The sequence below is a fragment of the Streptomyces sp. NPDC047061 genome, from assembly GCF_040643955.1.
Lineage (GTDB): Bacteria > Actinomycetota > Actinomycetes > Streptomycetales > Streptomycetaceae > Streptomyces.
Genome location: NZ_JBEYVI010000014.1, coordinates 206,509 through 224,504, shown reverse-complemented (window position 1 = coordinate 224,504; position 17,996 = coordinate 206,509). Strand labels below are relative to the sequence as shown.

Sequence of the window (17,996 nt, the reverse complement as noted above, 5' to 3'; positions counted from 1 at the left end):
GGCCGCGCCCCCGGGCGCCCCGCACCCCCCCCCGCGGCGCGGCCCCCGGGGGCGCCCCACTTTTCAGCCCCCCCCCCCCGGCCCCCCCGCCCGGGACGCGCCGCGCGCGGCGTTCGAGAAGGGTCGGAAGGGTCAGACGGAGTTGCGCCGGGTGCGCCACAGCAGCGCGCCCCCGGAGGCCAGCAGCAGCCCGCCGAAGATCGCGGGCCACAGGTGGGCGCCGGTCTCGGCGAGACCGCCCTGGACCGCCTGGGGCTCGGTCTGGGGCTGCGTCCCGGAGCCGGTGCCCGGGGTCTCCTGGCCGGCCGGGACGGCGGCCGCGGTGTCGGCCGGCGTGGCGGCGGCACCCTCGGTCGGCGCCTCGGTGTCCGGCCGCTCGGTCGGCTTGCTGATGACGCCGCCGCCCGACGGCTTCGTGGTCGACGTCTTCTTCGGCGACGCGCTCGCGTAGACCCTCGGCAGCTCGGTGCCGCCGGAGGCCGGGGTGGAGGCGTCGTCCGAGGCGGGGGCGGTCTCGGTGGCCGGGGTGTCGGCCGGCGGCTCGGTCGACGGCTGCTCGGTCACCGGCTCGGACGGCTCGGCGCTCTGCGTCTCGGCCGGCGGGGCGACCGGGCTCGCGGTGTCGCTCGGCCCGGACGGCTCGGACGGCTCCGCGCTCTGGGACGGCGGCTGCTCGTCGGCCCCCGCACCGCACGTGCGGCCGGAGTTGATGCAGTCGACCATCTTCCGCATCAGGCTCTCGTCGAAGACGTTGATGAAGTCGCCGTGGTCGGTGACGGGCTTGTGCAGCTGCTCGGGGAACGAGTCCACCGCGAACAGCGGGACCGTACGGCCGCCGTCCTGGAGGCTCGGCGCGTCCACGTCGTAGACGATGCGCTGCACCAGCTGCGGGATGGCCTGGAAGCCGGCCGGGCAGCTGCCGTCGGGGGCCTCGAAGGCCACGTGGGTGCGGTGGTTGGCGCTGTCGATGTTCCGGCCGTCCCAGCAGCTCTGGAACCTGAACGTGCGCACGACGTCACTGCCCGAGGGGCAGAGCGGGTACTTGTCCTTGAGCTGCCGGTCCTCGAACCCGGTGCAGCTCCAGGAGGCGTTGGCGTTGCCCGGGCCGTTGACGAACGCCTTGGCGTCGCCGGTGATGATGCGCAGCAGCCGCGGCATCTCGGTGACCTTGGAGGTGGGGTTGCCCTCGAAGGTCAGCGTGACCTCCTTGGCCGTGACGATCTGCCCGGCGTTGCCCTCGGTGCCGCCGCCCGGCTTGTCGGCGTCCCGCTCCTGCTTGCCGTTCTGCAGCCGCAGCACCGGCCAGTAGTACGTCGACTTGTCACCCTGGTCCGCGCAGCTGGTGTCGGCGTTCGCGAGGTCGTCGTCGCTGGCGAAGGCGTTGTTGGACTGGTTGCCGATGTAGTCGTGGAAGTGGTGGGCGCCGTTGGAGACGCCGGGCGCGACGATCACGTTGTCCGAGTTGAACAGGCCGTTCGCGTTGACGCCGCAGCTGGAGGAGAAGGTGCCGGTGGAGCCGCCCGACTGTTCGGCCGGGGTGGTGACATTGGGCTGCACGGAGGTGATGTCCGCGTAGTCGGCGGCGACCGGCCCGTTGCCGCCCTGGCCGCCGGCGCCGGTGCCCTGGCTCGGCGCGGCGCTGCCCTGGCCGCTCTGGCTCGGCGTGGCACCGCCCTGGGGGGTCGCGGACTGCCCGTCGCCCTGGGTGGAGGAGCGCAGGGTGCACGCGGCGAGGTCGTCCAAGCCCTGCGGGCGGTCGCCCTCGCGGCCGATGGCGTCGGCGATGCGCTGCAGCGACTCGGACCGCTTCTCCTTCAGCGGGCTCATGATCGTCTGGTCGGCGAGGCCGGGGTTCTGCTCGATCTCCGCGGCGGACTCGGTGAGTTGCTGGTACGCGGCCGCGACCTGCTGGTCCAGCTGGGCGAGTTCGTTGTCGACGTCGGCCCGCGCCCCGTCGGGTACCTCCGTCAGCCGGCCGCCGACGTCGGGGCAGTAGATGGTGGGCGCGGACAGCACCTGGCCGGTGGCGACCGATGCCTGCTGGTCCCCGCCCTCGGTGGCCGAGGCATAGACGTTCACCGCGACCAGTCCACCGCCGCCGAGCATCAGGGCGACCGCTGCGAAGGTCGCGCGTTGTGCGCCGGTCGGGCGTCTGCGCCTGTTGCGTCTCAAGGTCGTTCCCCTGCATGTCGTGGGCGGCCGGGCATGGAAATCCCCCGCCCTATACGGGCTGCGGCGCCATCGTGTTCAACAGACCCACGAATTCACGGCTACCTCATAGAAAGCGCGTGTCCCGGAACGGTCACGAAACAGGGGGACGCAACCGACGGCAACACCCTGGTGACCCTGCGAAAGCAATGGATGCGCGCGAAATGCCGTCCCGTACGGTCGAGTTCCGAACGCTAAGACGAACATCACAAATACGTATCGGACATTACGCACTTCAACCTTCACACGAGTGACACAAGTTGGCTAAGTTGACGGGCAAGCCGCTCGGCTCCCTCCGGCGAATCCCGCCGGGCCGCGCGGCCTCCGCCGAATCCGGTGCCTTCCAGAGGCGAATCCGGAACCGGGGACCCAACCGAACCACTGGGGTGAATCGGCCGGACGTCCATGAGGACGGCGGCCGTAGGGCATGCCTTCCGGACTTCACCGCCCGAACCCGACAGCTAACTCGGTAGGCGGAGTACGGAAGGAGCACGACCCCTCAATGGCGCCCGAGAGCCGTGACGAGGTTCGACAGCGGATCAACAGCCTCTACGACCAGGCCGAGAACGCCACCGGGAACTACAACGCCACGCGCGCGATGAGCGGGGGTTCACGCTCACGCGGTGTCCCGCTCAAGCGGACCCGTCGCGACGACCCGGGCCTCGACAACATCGCCCGGGAGTGGTTCGACGGCGCCCGTTCGAAGCTGGGACCGAGCGTCCCGGCCGCACTCCCCTCCGACCGGCAGCCGGCCCGGTCCGGCCCGCGGCGTCCCGTCAGCGCCATGGCCGCCGACCTGCTCGGCCAGCTGGAGGGCTCCGGCCCGGCCCGGCTGGAGCTGACCGCGGGTCCGTCCGCGCAGACCGACTTCGAGGTCGTCCGCGAGCTGCCGCAGCCTCCGAGGCCGGAGCAGCGCGCGGTGGCCGCGCTCGAAGCTGCCCCGGCCGCCCAGCCGGTTCCGTCCGCACAGCCCGTGCCGACCGCACAGACCCCGTGGCCCACGCCCGAGGCCCAGGCCGCGGCGCAGCAGTGGGCGGCGGCTCCCGCCGTCGGCATACCGAGCCAGCGGACCGACAGCGGCTCCTTCCGGAGCGACGCCCTCGCCGCCACCCGCGCGATCCCCGCGGTGACCGAGACGGGCGGCATCCCGATCGTGTCCGCCACCGACACGGGTACGTTCCGCATCATGACCCCGGGCGGTACCGGCGCCAGCCGTGCCACGCCCCCGGCGGACCCGACCGGCTTCCGCGTCATGACGCCGGGCGGCCCGGGCACCGGCAGCTTCCCCGGGGTGCCCCCGATGGACGCGGGCCCCGCCCCCGCCCGGACCATGGCTCCGGTCGCGGCTCAGAGTCCGGCTCCGGCTCCGGCGGACATGACCGGCTTCCGCATCATGACCCCGGGCAGCTCGGGCACCGCGGTGTTCCCGGGTGTGTCTCCCCTGGACATGGACACCACCCCCGGCCAGGCTGCGGCTCCGGCCGTGGGGGACACCGGCTCCTTCCGCATCATGACGCCGGGCGCCACGGGCTCGTTCCCGATGCCGAACTCGGCCGACGCGGGAGCCTTCCCGACCGCGGACCCCATGAGCACCGGCGTCTTCCCCACCGCCGCCCCCACCGACTCCGGCGCCTTCCCGACCATGGCGCCCGCCGCCGCTGCCCCGGCTCCGGCTCCGATGGACATGGGCGGCTTCCGGGTCATGTCGCCGAACGCGACCGCCGGTTACACCGAGGTGCCCCAGGCCGCCGCCGACACCGCCTACGCGTACGCCACCGCCGGATACGCGACGGCGGCACCCGCCACCCCCGCGCCCATGGCCCCCATGCAGCCGGCCGCCGCCTACGCCGCGGCGCCCGCCCCGGACATGGCCGACGCCGCCTACGCGTACGCCGGAACCATGCCGCCCGCCGACGCCGCCTACGCGTACGCCGGAGCCATGCCGCCCGCCGACAACGCGTACACGTACGCCGGAGCCATGGCACCCGCCGACGCCGCCTACGCGTACGCCGGAGCCATGCCACCTGCCGACGCCGCCTACGCGTACGCCACCGCCGCGATGCCCACAGCGATGGCAGCGCCCCCTGCCGCGATGCCCACAGCGATGGCAGCGCCCCCTGCCGCGATGCCCGCACCGATGGCGGCACCCATGCAGGCGCCCATGACGGCAGCGATGCCCACGCCCATGTCGGCACCCATGGCAGCACCGATTCCGACACCCATGGCAGCGCCCATGACCGCACCGATGGCCGCACCGATGCAGGCGCCCCCCGTCGCCGCGACGGCCGCGGCGCCCATGGCCATGGCCGCGCCGCCCGAAGCGATGATGATGGCCGCGCCCGCCATGGCGATGGCCACCGCCGCCCCGGTCATGACGGCTCCGCTCCCCACCACCCCCCTGCCGACCGCACCCCCGCAGGTCGCCGCCCCGGTCCCCACCGTGGCCGCAGCCGCGCCCGCGCCCGGTGTCTTCGTCCAGCCCGGCGCCGTGGCCGAGCCGGGCAAGGCCATGAAGGCGCTGGCGTTCGCACGGGAGCAGATCGGCCGGCCGTGCGTCTGGGGGGCGACCGGTCCGGGGGCGTACGACTGCTCCAGCCTCACCCAGGCCGCCTGGCGCGCCGCCGGTGTCACGCTGCCGCGCAGCGCGCCGGAGCAGACGCTGGCCGGCACCCCGATGACGCTGGCCGCCATCGAGCCGGGTGACCTGGTCTTCTTCTTCGACGACGACAGCCACGTCGGAATCTACGCGGGCGGCGGCACGATGGTGCACGCGCCGAGCCCCGGAGCGCTGATCCGCGAGGAGTCGATCTACAACGCCGGGGAGTCGGCGATCCACCGGGTGATCCGCCCGGCCTGACCACCTGGCCTCCCTGCCCCTGCCCGTCGGGCTCAGACCCTCCGCCGCCGCGTGCGCCAGCTCTCGTGGTGGTCCAGGAGGGTCTCCTCGACGGGCCGGTAGGCAAGGCCCAGTTCGCGGACGCTCCGGCCGTTGTCGACGCGGAAGCGGATGCCGAGGTGCTTGCGTATGTAGTCCTGGGTGAGGCCGAAGAGCGGCCCGAGGACCCGCACCGGCCCGTGCGGGAGCGCGGTGCGCGGCAGGCGCGGGTCCCAGGGGTGTCGGCTGCGGATGATCCGGGACATCTCGTGGAAGGACGTCATCGTCTCGTTGGCCACGATGTAACGGCCGCTCGCCGCCGGGTTCTCCGCTGCCGCGATGTGCGCGTCGGCCACGTCGCGGACGTCGGCGGTGGTGAAGCTGAAGTCCGGGGCGCCGTAGCAGAAGTAGCCCTTGAACAGCTCGTCGAGCAGGAAGAGGCTGCCGGACTCGGAGGCGGGCGTGAGGGAGGGGCCGAGGATCAGTCCCGGGTTGATCGAGACCAGGCGCCAGCGCTCCTGGGCGGCCTCCGCGTCCCGGGCGGCGCGCTCGGCGACCGTCTTGGCGTAGTGGTAGGGGTTGTTCGCCACCGTGCTGGTGGTGTTGAAGTACTTCTCCGTCAGCACCTCGCCGGCCATCTCGCGGACGTCGGCGTAGTCACCGAAGATCGCGCCCACGGTGGAGGTGAAGACCAGGGTCGTCACCTCCGGGGTGCGCTCCACGCTGCCGAGGACGTTGCGGGTGCCGAGCAACGCCGGGTCCACCACGTCCCGTTGCCCGTCCTTGATCCGCTCGGGCATCAGGAACGGCGAGGCCACGTGGAAGACGGTCGCGCAGCCCCGGAACGCCTCGTCGAAGGACCCGTCGCCGAGCAGGTCGGCCTCGAACAGGGCCAGTCGGCCCGGGAAGGCCTCCTGGAGCTCCCACAGCGGTCGTACCTTCGTCGCGTCGGAGGCACGGCGGACCGTCGCACGGACCCGGTACCCGCGCTCCAGCAGCCGCCGTACCAGATGGCTGCCGACGAATCCGCTGCCGCCGGTCACCGCGACGGTCGTCTCCCCGCGTGCGTCCACGCTTCCACCCCTCGCCCTCGGGCCACCGCGCCTCGGTGCGCCGCAGAGGACAGGTTGGTGCATGGGCGGGGCACCCGCCAAGCGCCCGGCGGCCCCTGTGGCGTCCCACGAGCCACCCGGATGCCACCTGGAGCCATAAGCCGGGCCCGACAGAAGTCATAAGATCGCCTTATGAGGTCATAGGGCGGACCCGCGTACTAACTTAGGACTGCCTTAGTTTAGGCTTCCCGTTCGAGATCGCTTGTCCTCACTCGAAGGGAACCTGATCATGCCGCGCCCCCTGCGGGTAGCCATCGTCGGAGCCGGCCCCGCCGGGATCTACGCCGCCGACGCCCTGCTCAAGTCCGCGGTGGCCGCCGAGCCCGGCGTGTCCATCGACCTCTTCGAGCGGATGCCCGCCCCGTTCGGCCTGATCCGGTACGGCGTCGCCCCCGACCACCCGCGCATCAAGGGCATCATCACCGCCCTGCACCAGGTGCTCGACAAGCCGCAGATCCGCCTCTTCGGCAACGTGGACTACCCGACCGACATCAGCCTCGACGACCTGCGCTCCTTCTACGACGCGGTGATCTTCTCGACCGGCGCGACCGCCGACCGCGAGCTGCGGATACCCGGGATCGAGCTGGACGGCTCCTACGGCGCCGCCGACTTCGTCTCCTGGTACGACGGCCACCCGGACGTGCCGCGCACCTGGCCGCTGGAGGCCGAGAAGGTCGCGGTCCTCGGCGTCGGCAACGTGGCCCTGGACGTGGCCCGCATCCTCGCCAAGACCGCCGACGAGCTGCTCCCGACGGAGATCCCGCCGAACGTCCACGAGGGCCTCAAGGCCAACAAGGCGCTCGAGGTGCACGTCTTCGGCCGCCGCGGCCCGGCACAGGCGAAGTTCTCCCCGATGGAGTTGCGGGAGCTGGACCACTCCCCCAACATCGAGGTCATCGTCGACCCCGAGGACATCGACTACGACGAGGGCTCGATCGAGACCCGGCGCGGCAACAAGCAGGCCGACATGGTCGCCAAGACCCTGGAGAACTGGGCGATCCGCGACGTCGGCGACCGCCCGCACAAGCTCTTCCTGCACTTCTTCGAGTCGCCGACGGAGATCCTCGGCGAGGACGGCCGGGTCACCGGCCTGCGCACCGAGCGCACCGCGCTGGACGGCACCGGCAACGTGAAGGGCACCGGCGAGTTCAAGGACTGGGACCTCACCGCGGTCTACCGCGCCGTCGGCTACCTCTCCGACAAGCTCCCCAAGCTGCCGTGGGACATCGAGTCGGGCACGGTCCCGGACGAGGGCGGCCGCGTCATCGAGGAGAGCGGCAGCCACCTCACGTCGACGTACGTCACCGGCTGGATCCGCCGCGGCCCGGTCGGTCTGATCGGCCACACCAAGGGCGACGCCAACGAGACGGTGTCGAACCTGCTGGACGACTACGCGAACGACCGGCTGCACACCCCGGAGGCCCCCGCGCCGGAGGCCGTGGAGGCCTTCCTCGCGGAGCGCGAGGTCCGCTTCACCACCTGGGAGGGCTGGTACCGGCTGGACGCCGCCGAGAAGGCGCTGGGCGAGCCGCAGGGCCGCGAGCGCGTCAAGCTCGTGGAGCGCGAGGACATGCTCCGCGAGAGCGGCGCGTGAGGCACTGACGCCGAACGGGGCCCGCCCCTGAGCGGATGGTCGGGCGGGCCCCGTTCGCCGCACCATTGTGCGGGGGCGTGCCGGATCAAGGGCACGGGTGAACGGGCGTCGTACGACGCACACGGTGTGCGCCCCGGGTGCGGGGCGCACACCCCGTGCGCGGGCGGCCCCGCTCGGCGGGGCACACTCCCGAGCGGGGATACTGGAAGACGCAGCCCGCTCCCACCAGCAGATTGGCCCATGTCGAACTCCGCCACCGACCGCGCCGTCCTTCCGCCGACCGTCTGGCCCGCACGCGGCCGCCACACGGGCCCGAACTCCGAAGAGGTGATCCGCAGGATCCTGCGCCGCCGCAAGGAGACCGGCGCCCTCGACGACTTCGCCGAACCCCCGATCCCCGACGACCTTGCCCGACGGGTCTTCGAGGCGCGCTGGCGCGTCGACGACGGCACCGTGACGGTGCGCGCCCGGCTCACCCTCGTCGACCCGCGCGGCCATCAGGCCGGGCGCGAGTGGCAGCTCGTCGCCGAGGCCGACCGGCCCTGGGACGAGGCCTGGCCCTCCCCCGCGCAGATGTTCTGGCCGGACGGCGAGGAGGCCGGTGACGGCGGCGAGGCCGCCTGGGACTACCACCCGGCCGTGGCAGGCGTGCGGCTGCGCACGGTCAACCCGCTGCCCGCCGACGACAAGGACATGCGCCGGGTGCTGCGGGACGCGGCGAAGGACGCCTGGTGCGTCAACCTCGTCGTGCACGAGGCGATGACGCCCGACGCACTCGGCCGGCTGCCACTGGTCCGGCAGCTGCCGCCCGGCCTCGCGCACCGCGTCGTCGAACACCGGGCCGCGCCCCAGCAGTTCCGTGCCGTCAACTGGGCGCTGCGCGACCTCGGTGCCGAGGTCCCGCGCGGCGGCGCCGTGCTGCTGCCCCCGGACCCGGCGCCGTCGGACTACGACGCGCAGCAGTACGCGGTGCGCAGCGTCTTCCTGGACGGCTCGGAGCCCACCGAACTGATCGCCGCCGTACGCCGGTTCGCCGCGCTGCCGAAGCCCGCGCCGCAGGGCGCCGAGGAGGCGCTGGCCGATCTGCGGGACAACTGGACCCTGATGACGCTGGAGGAGGAGCTGGCGCGCGAACGGAAGCGCGTCGCGCAGTACGCAGAGGCGCTGGAGGCCATGACCAGGTCCCGGGACCTGTACCGGGAGGCCGCCGAGCGGGCCGGCGAGGCGCTCGCCGCCCTCCGCGACACCCCCGCACCGGCCGCAGCGGCGCCCCAACCCGCCTCCCCCTTCCAGCAGTTGACCCGCGCCTTCAAGGGACTGCGGGCCCCGAAGGAGAATGCCGAACCGACGGCCATGCCCGGGGACCGAACCGGGAACACGGACCAGTGAGAGACCCCGGACCGGATCGGGGCCGGACGACAGGACAGCCATGGACACCACCACGACCGTGCTCGTGATCTGCGCGATCGTCGCCGCGGCCCTGCTGGCGGGCGCCGTCGCCGTACTCGTACGGCTGGTCCGCACCCGGCGCACCCTGCGCCGGGCCGGGCTGCCGACCGGCTCGCGCTGGGTGTTCTGGGGTGCCGTGCTGTACCTGGTGCTCCCCACCGACCTGCTGCCCGACCCGATCTACCTGGACGACATCGGCGTCCTGCTGCTGGCCCTGCGCTCGATGCGCGCGGCCCTCCCGGCGGAGGACCCGGAACTCTGACCCGCCCGGCATGAGCAGGGTGATGCACGACACATTCGCCGGTGTCCCGGGGGCGTCCGTGACGCCTGTGAGGACGGTCACCTGGCGCTTCGGCCGGTGCGCGCGGGGCGAACCGGCCGCCGCCGGCGCCGCAACCGCCGTGGTTCCGTGTCGCGGAGGTGCGTTTTCGGGCCGTCGTGACGCATTCTTGCTGTGTCACCCACCCGGCGGTGCGCGGACTAGGTAGGACCCGATGACTGGGAGCGGCGAGCACATGGGCCGGGCGCGTGAGCGGCTGACCGCGCTGCTGGTCGAGGCCTCGACCGGCGCCCTGGGCGCGGCGGGCGGCCACGTCGCCGGGGTGTACCTGCGCTCCGGTACCCCGGGCCTGTTGCGGCTGGCCACACTGGTGGGGCTTCCCGGCCCGCTGTTCCGGCCCTGGTGGCGGCTGCACGTGGACCGGCCGTTCCCGGTCGCGGACGCCTACCGGCTCGGCGTGCGGGTGGTGCTGCCCGACGCCACCGAGATGGTGCGCCGCTATCCCCAGTTCGCGGCGGGCCTGCCGTTCCAGTTCGGGTCGGTGTACACGCCCGTGCCCGGTGCGGAGCCGTCCTTCGGGGTGCTGACCGTGCTGCGGCCCGCGACCCCGGACACCGTGGACGAGCTGCCCGACCTGGACCGGCTGGGCCGGCTGGCCGAGCGGCTGGGGGCCGGGCTGCGCGAGCTGGTGGCCGAGGAGGGCGACGCGGCGGTCGCCTGGGAGGGCGAGCCGGTGTGCATACGGCCGCCCGCGCCGCGGCCCGGGGCGGCCCGGGTGGGCCGTTTCACCTGGGATCCGGTCACCTCGGCGGTGCGCGCGGACGACCGGCTGCACGCCCTGCTCGGCATGGCGCCGGAGGACTTCCCCGGTACCGGTGCCGAGCTGGCCGTGGCCGTGACGCCAGACGACGCCGACGACGTGCTGACCGCGCTGCACGAGACCGCGGCCGGCAAGCCGCCGCACTCCCCGCTGCGGGTGCGGGCCGTGGACGGTGCCCCGCTCCTGCTGGAAATGTGGCCGCCGCCCGGCACCGCCGACCCGTCCCTGGTCTCCGGGATCGTCGTCGACCCGGGCCCGGCCGCGGCCGCCGACGGAGCGGCCGATCTGCTCCCCCAGGGCGTCTTCTGCATGGACCGCTCGGGAATCGTCCGCTACGCCAATCCGGCCCTCGTCCATCTGGCGGGCCGGCCGCGCTCCGAGCTGCTCGGCAGGCCCGTCTGGGAGGCGATGCCGTGGCTGAGCGGGCCGCCCTACGACGACCACTGGAGGGGTGCGCTGCTGGCCCGCGGTCCGGTGCACTTCCAGGTCCGGTGCGAGGACGTCGCCGAGGGCGAGTGCCTCGCCCTGTCCCTGCACCCGGGCTCGGACCTCATCACCTGCACGGTCGTCCCGGCGAGCCGGATCGACCCGGCCGTGCACCTGCCCCGCCCCGCCGAACCGGACGCGACAGCCCAGCCGGGCGCGGTCGCCGAGCCGGGCGCGGCGGCCGGGCTCGGGCGGCCCGCTGGGCCCGGCGTTCCCGGCGGTCCTTCGATGGCCCCGCTGTACCGGCCGATCGCCCTGGCCATCGCGCTGACCGACGCGGTGACCGCCCAGCAGGTGTCCGCGGTGGTGATGCAGGAGCTGCTCCCCGCGTTCGGCGGCCGCCGGCTGGCCATCTACCTGCTCCAGGACCGGCATCTCTACCTCGCCTGGGAGACCGGCTTCCCGCCGGGCTTCCTCGCCCCGTTCGACGGGGTCGGCCTGGACGCCCGTATCCCCGGTGTCGAGGCCCTCACCACCGGCAGGCCGCTGTTCTTCGAGTCGATGCGGCAGCTGGCAAGGACCTATCCGGGCCTCGCCCTGGACGCCGACGTCGGCGCCCGCGCCTTCCTGCCGCTGATCGCCTCGGGGCGCCCGGTCGGCACCTGCATCCTCGGCTTCGACGTGGAGCGCGGCTTCAGCACCGAGGAGCGCACCGTCCTCACGGCCCTCGCGGGCCTGATCGCGCACGCGATGGAGAAGGCCCGGCGCTACGACAGCGAGGCCGCCCTCGCCCGCGGCCTCCAGCAGGCGCTGCTGCCGCGCCGGCTGTCGGCGCACCCCCGGGTGGAGACCGCGGGCCGGTATCTGCCGGGCACCCAGGGCATGGACGTGGGCGGCGACTGGTACGACGTCGTCGGGGCGGGCGACGGTCTCGCCCTGGTCATCGGCGACGTCCAGGGGCACGGCGTGCAGGCGGCCGCCACCATGGGGCAACTGCGCAGCGCGGTGCGGGCGTTCGCGCTCGGCGACCGGCCGCCCGACGAGGTGCTGAGCGGCACCAACCGGCTGCTCATCGACCTCGACCCGGGTCAGTTCGCAAGCTGCTGCTATCTGCGACTGGACCCCGCCACCGGGCTCGTCCGGATCGCCCGGGCCGGTCATCCGCAGCCCCTGCTGCGCGATCCGGACGGCCGCACCCGCGTCCTGGAGATACCCGGCGGTGTCGTCCTGGGCGTGGACCCGCGGGCCCGGTATCCGGTGACCGAGCTGGAGCTGGCGCCGGACGCGATCCTCGCCCTGTACACGGACGGGCTGGTGGAGCGGCCGGGCGCGGACATCGACGACGGCATAGCCGCGCTGGCGGCGGCCCTGTCCGAGGCCGGGGCGGCGCCGGGGCGGCCCGGCGGCCGGACCCTGACCGGAGTGGCCGACCGGCTGACCGCCACGGCCCGGCACGCCACCGACCGGCCCGACGACGTGGCACTGCTGCTCGCCACCCGCCGCCCGGAACCCGCGCCCGGAGGGTGACCGGGGCACAGCGGGGTATCCCACCGGTTACCTCAGGGGGCGCTCTCGCCTCGCGGGGCGGGGCAGTGTAGACATGGGCTCATGGTCCGTCAGCCCGGCCGGTCCGACACTCGGCCGTCCCGATCCGGGACTCCGCACGCGCCGCTCGCCGAGCGGGAGCGGGAGCCGAGCGGCCCGGGGCGCATCCGGTCCGGACGGCTGTGGTCGGCGCTGAGCGGGCGCAGCGTGGCCGGTCAGGTCTTCGTGCTGCAAGTGGTGATCGTGCTGCTGCTGGTGGTGTCGGCCGTGGTGGCCCTGGTGCTCCAGGTACGGCACGACAGCACCATGGAGGCCCGCAACCGGTCCCTGGCCGTCGCCCAGACCTTCGCCGAAGCCCCCGGCACGGCGGCGGCGTTGCGGCTGCCCGACCCCACGGCGGTGCTGCAGCCGCGGGCGGAGGCGGCCCGCAAGGCGACCGGCGTGGACTTCATCGTCGTCATGAACACCGACGGGATCCGGTACACGCACCCCAAGCCGGACCGCATCGGCAAGAAGTTCGTCGGGACGATCGGGCCCGCGCTGGCCGGCGGGACGGTCACCGAGGAGGTCCACGGCACCATCGGGGAACTGGTGCAGGCCGTGGTCCCGGTCCGGGACGCGGACGGCAAGGTGGTGGGCCTGGTGTCGGCCGGCATCACCACCGCGCACGTGGGCGGCACCGCCGACCAGCAGCTGCCGCTGCTGCTGACCGCGGCCGCCGCGGCGCTGGCCCTGGCGACCGCGGGGACGGCGCTGGTCAGCCGGCGGCTGCTGCGCCAGACGCACGGCCTCGGCCCGGACGAGATGACCCGGATGTACGAGCACCACGACGCGGTGCTGCACTCCGTGCGGGAGGGTGTGCTGATCGTCGGCGGCGACGGCCGGCTGATGCTCGCCAACGACGAGGCACAGCGCCTGCTGGACCTGCCCGGGGACGCCGAGCGCCGCCGGGTCCCGGACCTCGGCCTGGATCCGGCGACGGCGGCGCTGATCGCCTCGGGACGGGTCGCCACCGACGAGGTGCACCGGGTCAAGGACCGGCTGCTGGCCGTCAACCAGCGCCCCATCGAGGTGCGCGGCGGCCCGCCAGGCAGCGTCACCACCCTGCGCGACACCACCGAGCTGCGGGCCCTGTCCGGGCGCGCCGAGGTGGCCCGCGAGCGCCTGAACATGCTGTACGACGCCGGGGTGGGCATCGGCACCAGCCTGGACGTCACCCGCACCGCCGAGGAGCTGGCGGAGCTGGCCGTGCCGCGGTTCGCGGACTACGCCACCATCGACCTGTACGACGCGGTCCTCAAGGGCGAGGAGCCGAAGCCCGGGGACGCGCTGCGCCGGGTGGCGTTCGCCGGCATCCGCAAGGACGCCCCGCTGTACCCGGTCGGCGAGCGGTTCCAGTTCGTGGCGTCCTCGCCGCAGGGCCGGAGTCTGGAGACCGGCGAGTCCGTCGTCGAGCCGCGGCTGCGGGACTCGCCCGGCTGGCGGTCCCAGGACGTGGAACTGACCGGCCGGATCCTGGAGTTCGGCATCCACTCGCTGATCACGGTGCCGCTGCGGGCCGGCAGCCTGGTGCTGGGCCTGGCCAACTTCTGCCGTTCGGAGAAGCCCGCGCCGTTCGACACCGAGGAACTGGCCCTCGCGGAGGAGCTGGTGGCACGGGCCGCCGTCTCCATCGACAACGCCCGCCGCTACACGCGCGAGCACAGCATGGCGGTGACCCTGCAGCGCAGCCTGCTGCCGCGCAGCCTGCCCGCGCAGAGCGCCCTGGACATCGCCTACCGCTATCTGCCGGCCCAGTCGGGGGTGGGCGGCGACTGGTTCGACGTGCTGCCGCTGTCCGGGGCCCGGGTGGCGCTGGTGGTCGGGGACGTGGTGGGGCACGGGCTGCACGCGGCGGCGACCATGGGGCGGCTGCGCACCGCCGTGCACAACTTCACGGCGCTCGACCTGCCGCCCGACGAGCTGATGGGGCTGCTGGACGAGCTGGTGAGCCGTATCGACCAGGACGAGACCCCCGCGGACGACGCGGACACCGCGGCCACGATCACCGGGGCGACCTGTCTGTACGCGATCTACGACCCGGCGTCCCGGCGCTGCACGGTGGCCCGGGCCGGTCATCCGCCGCCGGCGCTGATGAGACCCGACGGCGGCGTGGAGTTCCCGGACGTGCCGGCGGGCCCGCCGCTGGGCGTGGGGGGACTGCCTTTCGAGACGGCCGAGCTCGAGCTTCCCGAGGGCAGCAGTCTGGTCCTCTACACCGACGGCCTGGTCGAGGACCGGCAGCGGGACATCGACGAGGGCCTCGAACTGCTCGCCGGCGCGTTGGAGTCGGCGGTCGGCGCCACCCCCGACGACACCTGTGCGGCCGTGCTGGAGCGACTGCCGGCCCGCCCCAGCGACGACGTGGCGCTGATCGTCGCCCGCACCCGGGCGCTCGGTGCGGACCGGATCGCCGAGTGGCAGGTGCCGGCTGATCCGGCGGCCGTCTCCGAGGTCCGCGCCAAGGTGACCCGGCAGCTGGCGGAGTGGGACCTGGACGAGCTGTCGTTCACCACCGAGCTGATCCTCAGCGAGCTGGTCACCAACGCCATCCGGCACGGCCGGCCGCCCATCGGGGTACGGCTGCTCCGCGACCGGTCGCTGATCTGCGAGGTCTCCGACGCGAGCACCACCTCGCCGCATCTGCGGTACGCGGCGAGCACCGACGAGGGCGGCCGGGGCCTCTTCCTGGTCGCGCAGCTGTCCGAGCGCTGGGGCACCCGGTACACGCCCGCCGGGAAGGTCATCTGGGCGGAGCAGCCGCTGCCGTGACCCTCAGCCCAGCGCGCGGTCGAGGTTGAACGCGGCGCTGATGAGGGAGAGATGGGTGAACGCCTGCGGGAAGTTGCCCTGTTGCTCGCCGGTGCGGCCGATCTCCTCGGCGTACAGGCCGAGATGGTTGGCGTAGGTGAGCATCTTCTCGAAGGCGAGCCGGGCCTCGTCCACGCGTCCGGCGCGCACCAGGGCCTCCACGTACCAGAAGGAGCAGATGGAGAAGGTGCCCTCGTCGCCGCGGAGTCCGTCGGGGCTGGCCTGCGGGTCGTAGCGGTAGACGAGGGAGTCGGAGACCAGGTCCTCGGTGAGGGCGTCCAGGGTGGACAGCCACTTGGGGTCGGTGGGGGCGATGAACTTGGCCAGGGGCATCATGAGCAGCGAGGCGTCAAGGACGTCGCCGCCCTCGTGCTGGACGAACGCGCCGCGCCGCTCGGACCAGCCGCGGTCCATGATCCACCGGTAGATGGTGTCGCGGCACTGCCGCCAGCGGGGCAGGTCGGCCGGCAGACCGCGCCGGTTGGCGAGGCGGATCGCCCGCTCGACGGCGACCCAGCACATCAGACGCGAGTAGAGGAAGTTCTTGCGGCCGCCGCGGGTCTCCCAGATGCCCTCGTCGGGCTGGTCCCAGTGGTCGCAGACCCATTCGACGAGGCGGGTGACGTCGTCCCACTGGCCGCTGGAGATGGGCTCGGCCCACTTGTCGTAGAGGTAGATCGAGTCGATGAGGGCGCCGTAGATGTCGAGCTGGAGCTGGCCCGCCGCGCCGTTGCCGACCCGGACCGGGGCGGAGCCGCAGTGGCCCTCCAGGTACGTGAGCTCGCGTTCGGGCAGGTCGGTGCGGCCGTCGATGCCGTACATGATCTGCAGCGGGCCGGAGGCGAAGCCGTCGCCGGGGCTGATGTAGGTGGTCACGAACTTCATGAAGGCCGCCGCCTCGCTGCTGAAGCCGAGCCGCAGCAGGGCGTAGACGGCGAAGGCGGCGTCGCGGATCCAGACGTAGCGGTAGTCCCAGTTGCGTTCGCCGCCGAACTGCTCGGGGAGGCTGGTGGTCGGCGCGGCGACGATGGCGCCGGTGGGCGCGTAGGTGAGCAGCTTCAGGGTGAGCGCCGAGCGGTGCACCATCTCGCGCCAGCGGCCCCGGTAGCGGGACTGGTGCAGCCAGCGCCGCCAGTAGCAGACGGTGGTCTCGAACTGACGCTCGGCCTCGGCGCGGGCGCAGCCGCGCGGGGCGATGTCCTCGCCGGCCTGGTCGAGGGCGAAGACGGCGGACTCGCCCTCGGAGAGCTTGAAGTCGGCACAGGCGTCCGGGCCGTCGCCCTCCAGGACCACCGTGGAGGTGAGCAGCAGGGACTTGGCCGCGGACTCGAACAGGGCGGTGTCCCCGAGCAGGCGCAGGGTGTGCGGGTCGGCGCCGTAGTTGAAGCGGGGGGCCACCCGCACCCGGAAGGGCACGGTGCCGCGCACGCACAGCACCCGGCGGATCAGCCGGTGCCGCTCGCACTCGGCCGGCTCGCCCGACTCGCCCGCCACCGGCATGAAGTCCTGGACCTCGCCAACGCCCTCGTCGGTGTAGAACCGGGTGATCAGCACATTGGTGTCGGGGAAGTAGAACTGCTTGGTCCGGGCCGGTACGGCCGCGGCCAGCGCGAAGAAGCCGCCGCGCTCGGCGTCCAGGACGGCGGCGAAGACGCTGGGGGCGTCGAAGGACGGGCTGCAGTACCAGTCGATCGTGCCGTTGCTGCCGACCAGGGCCACGCTGCGCAGATCGCCGATCAGCCCGTGCTCGGCGATCGGCAGGTAGCGGGGGCTCCCGGGCGCATTCTGATAGAACGGCTGTTCGGCCATCGTGACGGCCTCCCCGGAACGGATGTATCGCTACCTTACCGCCTAAAAGGGGCGCTATCCTTCCGACACCGGCCGCCGGCACCGGGCAGCGCCCCGGGCCGCTCGGGATGCGGGGTGCGGCCGGTCGGGCAATCGTGAGAGTGTGCACCCCGCTCCGTGAAGGAGGGACCATGTCGACCACAGAACCCGAAGCGTCCCGGCCGTCCGACGACCGCGCCACCCCGGACTTCCTGCTGCACAGCGCCCCCGGCACCGGGGTGGCGCCCGAGGACCTGGTGATGGCGTCCGGCCGGGACGTCACCCCGGCCACGCTCGAATGGGCCAGGAAGAAGATGGAGCGCGAGGGGCCGAACTGCATCGAGCGGCTCCTGCCCTGACTCCGGCGGCGCGACGACGATGCCGACCAGGCGCAGTCTCCTCGGGCTGCTCGGCACGGCGGGCCTGAGCCCGTCCGTGCCCGGTGCCGTCGTACCGCAGCCACCTGCCGACGCACCGGACTCGGCTCCGGCCGCCGCCGGACCCGCCGCCGGACCCGCGGCCGACGGCGGCGCGGCGCACGCCCGGTTCATGAGCCTCGCCGTCGACGAGGCGCGCCGGAACCCGCGCTACCCCTTCGGGGCGGTGTTCGTGCGCTCCGGCCGGGTGCTGGGACGGGGCGTGAACGCCTCGGCCGAGAACCCCTCGCACCACGGGGAGATGGTCGCGATGGCCGACTACGTGCACCGGGCCGGCAACCGCGGCTGGGCCGCGACCACGCTGTACTCGACCGCCGAGCCCTGTGCCATGTGCATGAGCGCCTGTGCCTGGGCGGGGGTGGGCCAGGTGGTCTGGGGGACCTCGATCGAGGAGCTCGCCCGCACCGGTCTCGACCAGATCGCGATCCCGGCGGCCGAGGTGGTGCGGGCCGCGAGCCCCTTCTACTCCCCCGGCCTGCTCGGCGGAGTGCTGGCCGGGACGACGGACGCCCTGTTCCGGCGGGCGCAGCTGCTGCGCGCGGGCGGTACCGGCGGGGCGCCCTAGCCGGCCGG

General features: G+C 73.6%; 10 protein-coding genes, 1 pseudogene and 1 riboswitch. Of the genes and pseudogenes, 8 read left to right on the top strand and 3 right to left on the bottom strand.

The annotated features are described in order from the left end of the window. Nucleotides 1–132: 132 nt before the first annotated feature. The gene (locus ABZ887_RS22060; protein WP_361291955.1) at nucleotides 133–2,106 is read right to left on the bottom strand and encodes a DUF1996 domain-containing protein; all 1,974 of its coding nucleotides are present in this window, start codon (nucleotides 2,104–2,106) and stop codon (nucleotides 133–135) included. Nucleotides 2,107–2,523: 417 nt separating this feature from the next. Beyond that, nucleotides 2,524–2,700, top strand: a riboswitch (cyclic di-AMP (ydaO/yuaA leader). Nucleotides 2,701–4,711: 2,011 nt separating this feature from the next. On the opposite strand from ABZ887_RS22060, the pseudogene ABZ887_RS22055 reads away from it, so the two are divergent. After that, nucleotides 4,712–5,065 (top strand): annotated as a pseudogene (locus tag ABZ887_RS22055) (C40 family peptidase); the annotation flags it as partial. A gap of 32 nt (nucleotides 5,066–5,097) precedes the next feature. On the opposite strand, the gene ABZ887_RS22050 reads toward ABZ887_RS22055, so the two are convergent. Beyond that, entirely contained in the window at nucleotides 5,098–6,156 is a 1,059-nt protein-coding gene (locus ABZ887_RS22050; RefSeq protein ID WP_361291933.1) for an NAD-dependent epimerase/dehydratase family protein, read from the bottom strand. Between the two features lie 268 nt (nucleotides 6,157–6,424). On the opposite strand from ABZ887_RS22050, the gene ABZ887_RS22045 reads away from it, so the two are divergent. The 5 genes from ABZ887_RS22045 to ABZ887_RS22025 all read left to right on the top strand — a co-directional run bounded on the left by ABZ887_RS22045 (nucleotide 6,425) and on the right by ABZ887_RS22025 (nucleotide 15,120). Then, complete coding sequence (locus tag ABZ887_RS22045; protein ID WP_361291931.1) at nucleotides 6,425–7,789, top strand: FAD-dependent oxidoreductase; 1,365 nt, start codon at nucleotides 6,425–6,427, stop codon at nucleotides 7,787–7,789. A 240-nt stretch (nucleotides 7,790–8,029) separates the two neighbouring features. Next, nucleotides 8,030–9,178, top strand: a complete 1,149-nt coding sequence (locus tag ABZ887_RS22040) for a hypothetical protein (RefSeq protein WP_361291929.1) — start codon at nucleotides 8,030–8,032, stop codon at nucleotides 9,176–9,178. A 40-nt stretch (nucleotides 9,179–9,218) separates the two neighbouring features. Continuing rightward, nucleotides 9,219–9,500: a YkvA family protein gene (locus tag ABZ887_RS22035; RefSeq protein WP_089103535.1), complete on the top strand. Its 282-nt coding sequence runs from the start codon at nucleotides 9,219–9,221 to the stop codon at nucleotides 9,498–9,500. Nucleotides 9,501–9,732: 232 nt separating this feature from the next. After that, nucleotides 9,733–12,291 (top strand): SpoIIE family protein phosphatase, encoded by a 2,559-nt coding sequence (locus ABZ887_RS22030; RefSeq protein WP_361291927.1) that lies wholly within the window; start codon nucleotides 9,733–9,735, stop codon nucleotides 12,289–12,291. Between the two features lie 81 nt (nucleotides 12,292–12,372). Next, nucleotides 12,373–15,120, top strand: coding sequence for a SpoIIE family protein phosphatase (locus ABZ887_RS22025; protein WP_361291925.1), 2,748 nt, complete (start codon nucleotides 12,373–12,375; stop codon nucleotides 15,118–15,120). Between the two features lie 3 nt (nucleotides 15,121–15,123). On the opposite strand, the gene ABZ887_RS22020 is transcribed toward ABZ887_RS22025, so the two are convergent. Continuing rightward, nucleotides 15,124–16,968 (bottom strand): glycoside hydrolase family 15 protein, encoded by a 1,845-nt coding sequence (locus tag ABZ887_RS22020; protein WP_361291923.1) that lies wholly within the window; start codon nucleotides 16,966–16,968, stop codon nucleotides 15,124–15,126. Between the two features lie 170 nt (nucleotides 16,969–17,138). On the opposite strand from ABZ887_RS22020, the gene ABZ887_RS22015 reads away from it, so the two are divergent. Together ABZ887_RS22015 and ABZ887_RS22010 are read left to right on the top strand one after the other, a co-directional pair. Continuing rightward, nucleotides 17,139–17,345, top strand: coding sequence for a hypothetical protein (locus ABZ887_RS22015; RefSeq protein ID WP_361291921.1), 207 nt, complete (start codon nucleotides 17,139–17,141; stop codon nucleotides 17,343–17,345). Between the two features lie 19 nt (nucleotides 17,346–17,364). Next, nucleotides 17,365–17,988 (top strand): nucleoside deaminase, encoded by a 624-nt coding sequence (locus ABZ887_RS22010; protein WP_361291919.1) that lies wholly within the window; start codon nucleotides 17,365–17,367, stop codon nucleotides 17,986–17,988. The last annotated feature ends 8 nt before the right edge of the window (nucleotides 17,989–17,996 follow it).

Coding starts and splice junctions, on each gene's coding strand:
- ABZ887_RS22060 (WP_361291955.1), bottom strand. CDS start 2,106: ATGCTCGGCGGCGGTGGACTGGTCGCGGTGAACGTCTATGCCTCGGCC.
- ABZ887_RS22045 (WP_361291931.1), top strand. CDS start 6,425: ATGCCGCGCCCCCTGCGGGTAGCCATCGTCGGAGCCGGCCCCGCCGGG.
- ABZ887_RS22040 (WP_361291929.1), top strand. CDS start 8,030: ATGTCGAACTCCGCCACCGACCGCGCCGTCCTTCCGCCGACCGTCTGG.
- ABZ887_RS22035 (WP_089103535.1), top strand. CDS start 9,219: ATGGACACCACCACGACCGTGCTCGTGATCTGCGCGATCGTCGCCGCG.
- ABZ887_RS22030 (WP_361291927.1), top strand. CDS start 9,733: ATGACTGGGAGCGGCGAGCACATGGGCCGGGCGCGTGAGCGGCTGACC.
- ABZ887_RS22025 (WP_361291925.1), top strand. CDS start 12,373: ATGGTCCGTCAGCCCGGCCGGTCCGACACTCGGCCGTCCCGATCCGGG.
- ABZ887_RS22020 (WP_361291923.1), bottom strand. CDS start 16,968: ATGGCCGAACAGCCGTTCTATCAGAATGCGCCCGGGAGCCCCCGCTAC.
- ABZ887_RS22015 (WP_361291921.1), top strand. CDS start 17,139: ATGTCGACCACAGAACCCGAAGCGTCCCGGCCGTCCGACGACCGCGCC.
- ABZ887_RS22010 (WP_361291919.1), top strand. CDS start 17,365: ATGCCGACCAGGCGCAGTCTCCTCGGGCTGCTCGGCACGGCGGGCCTG.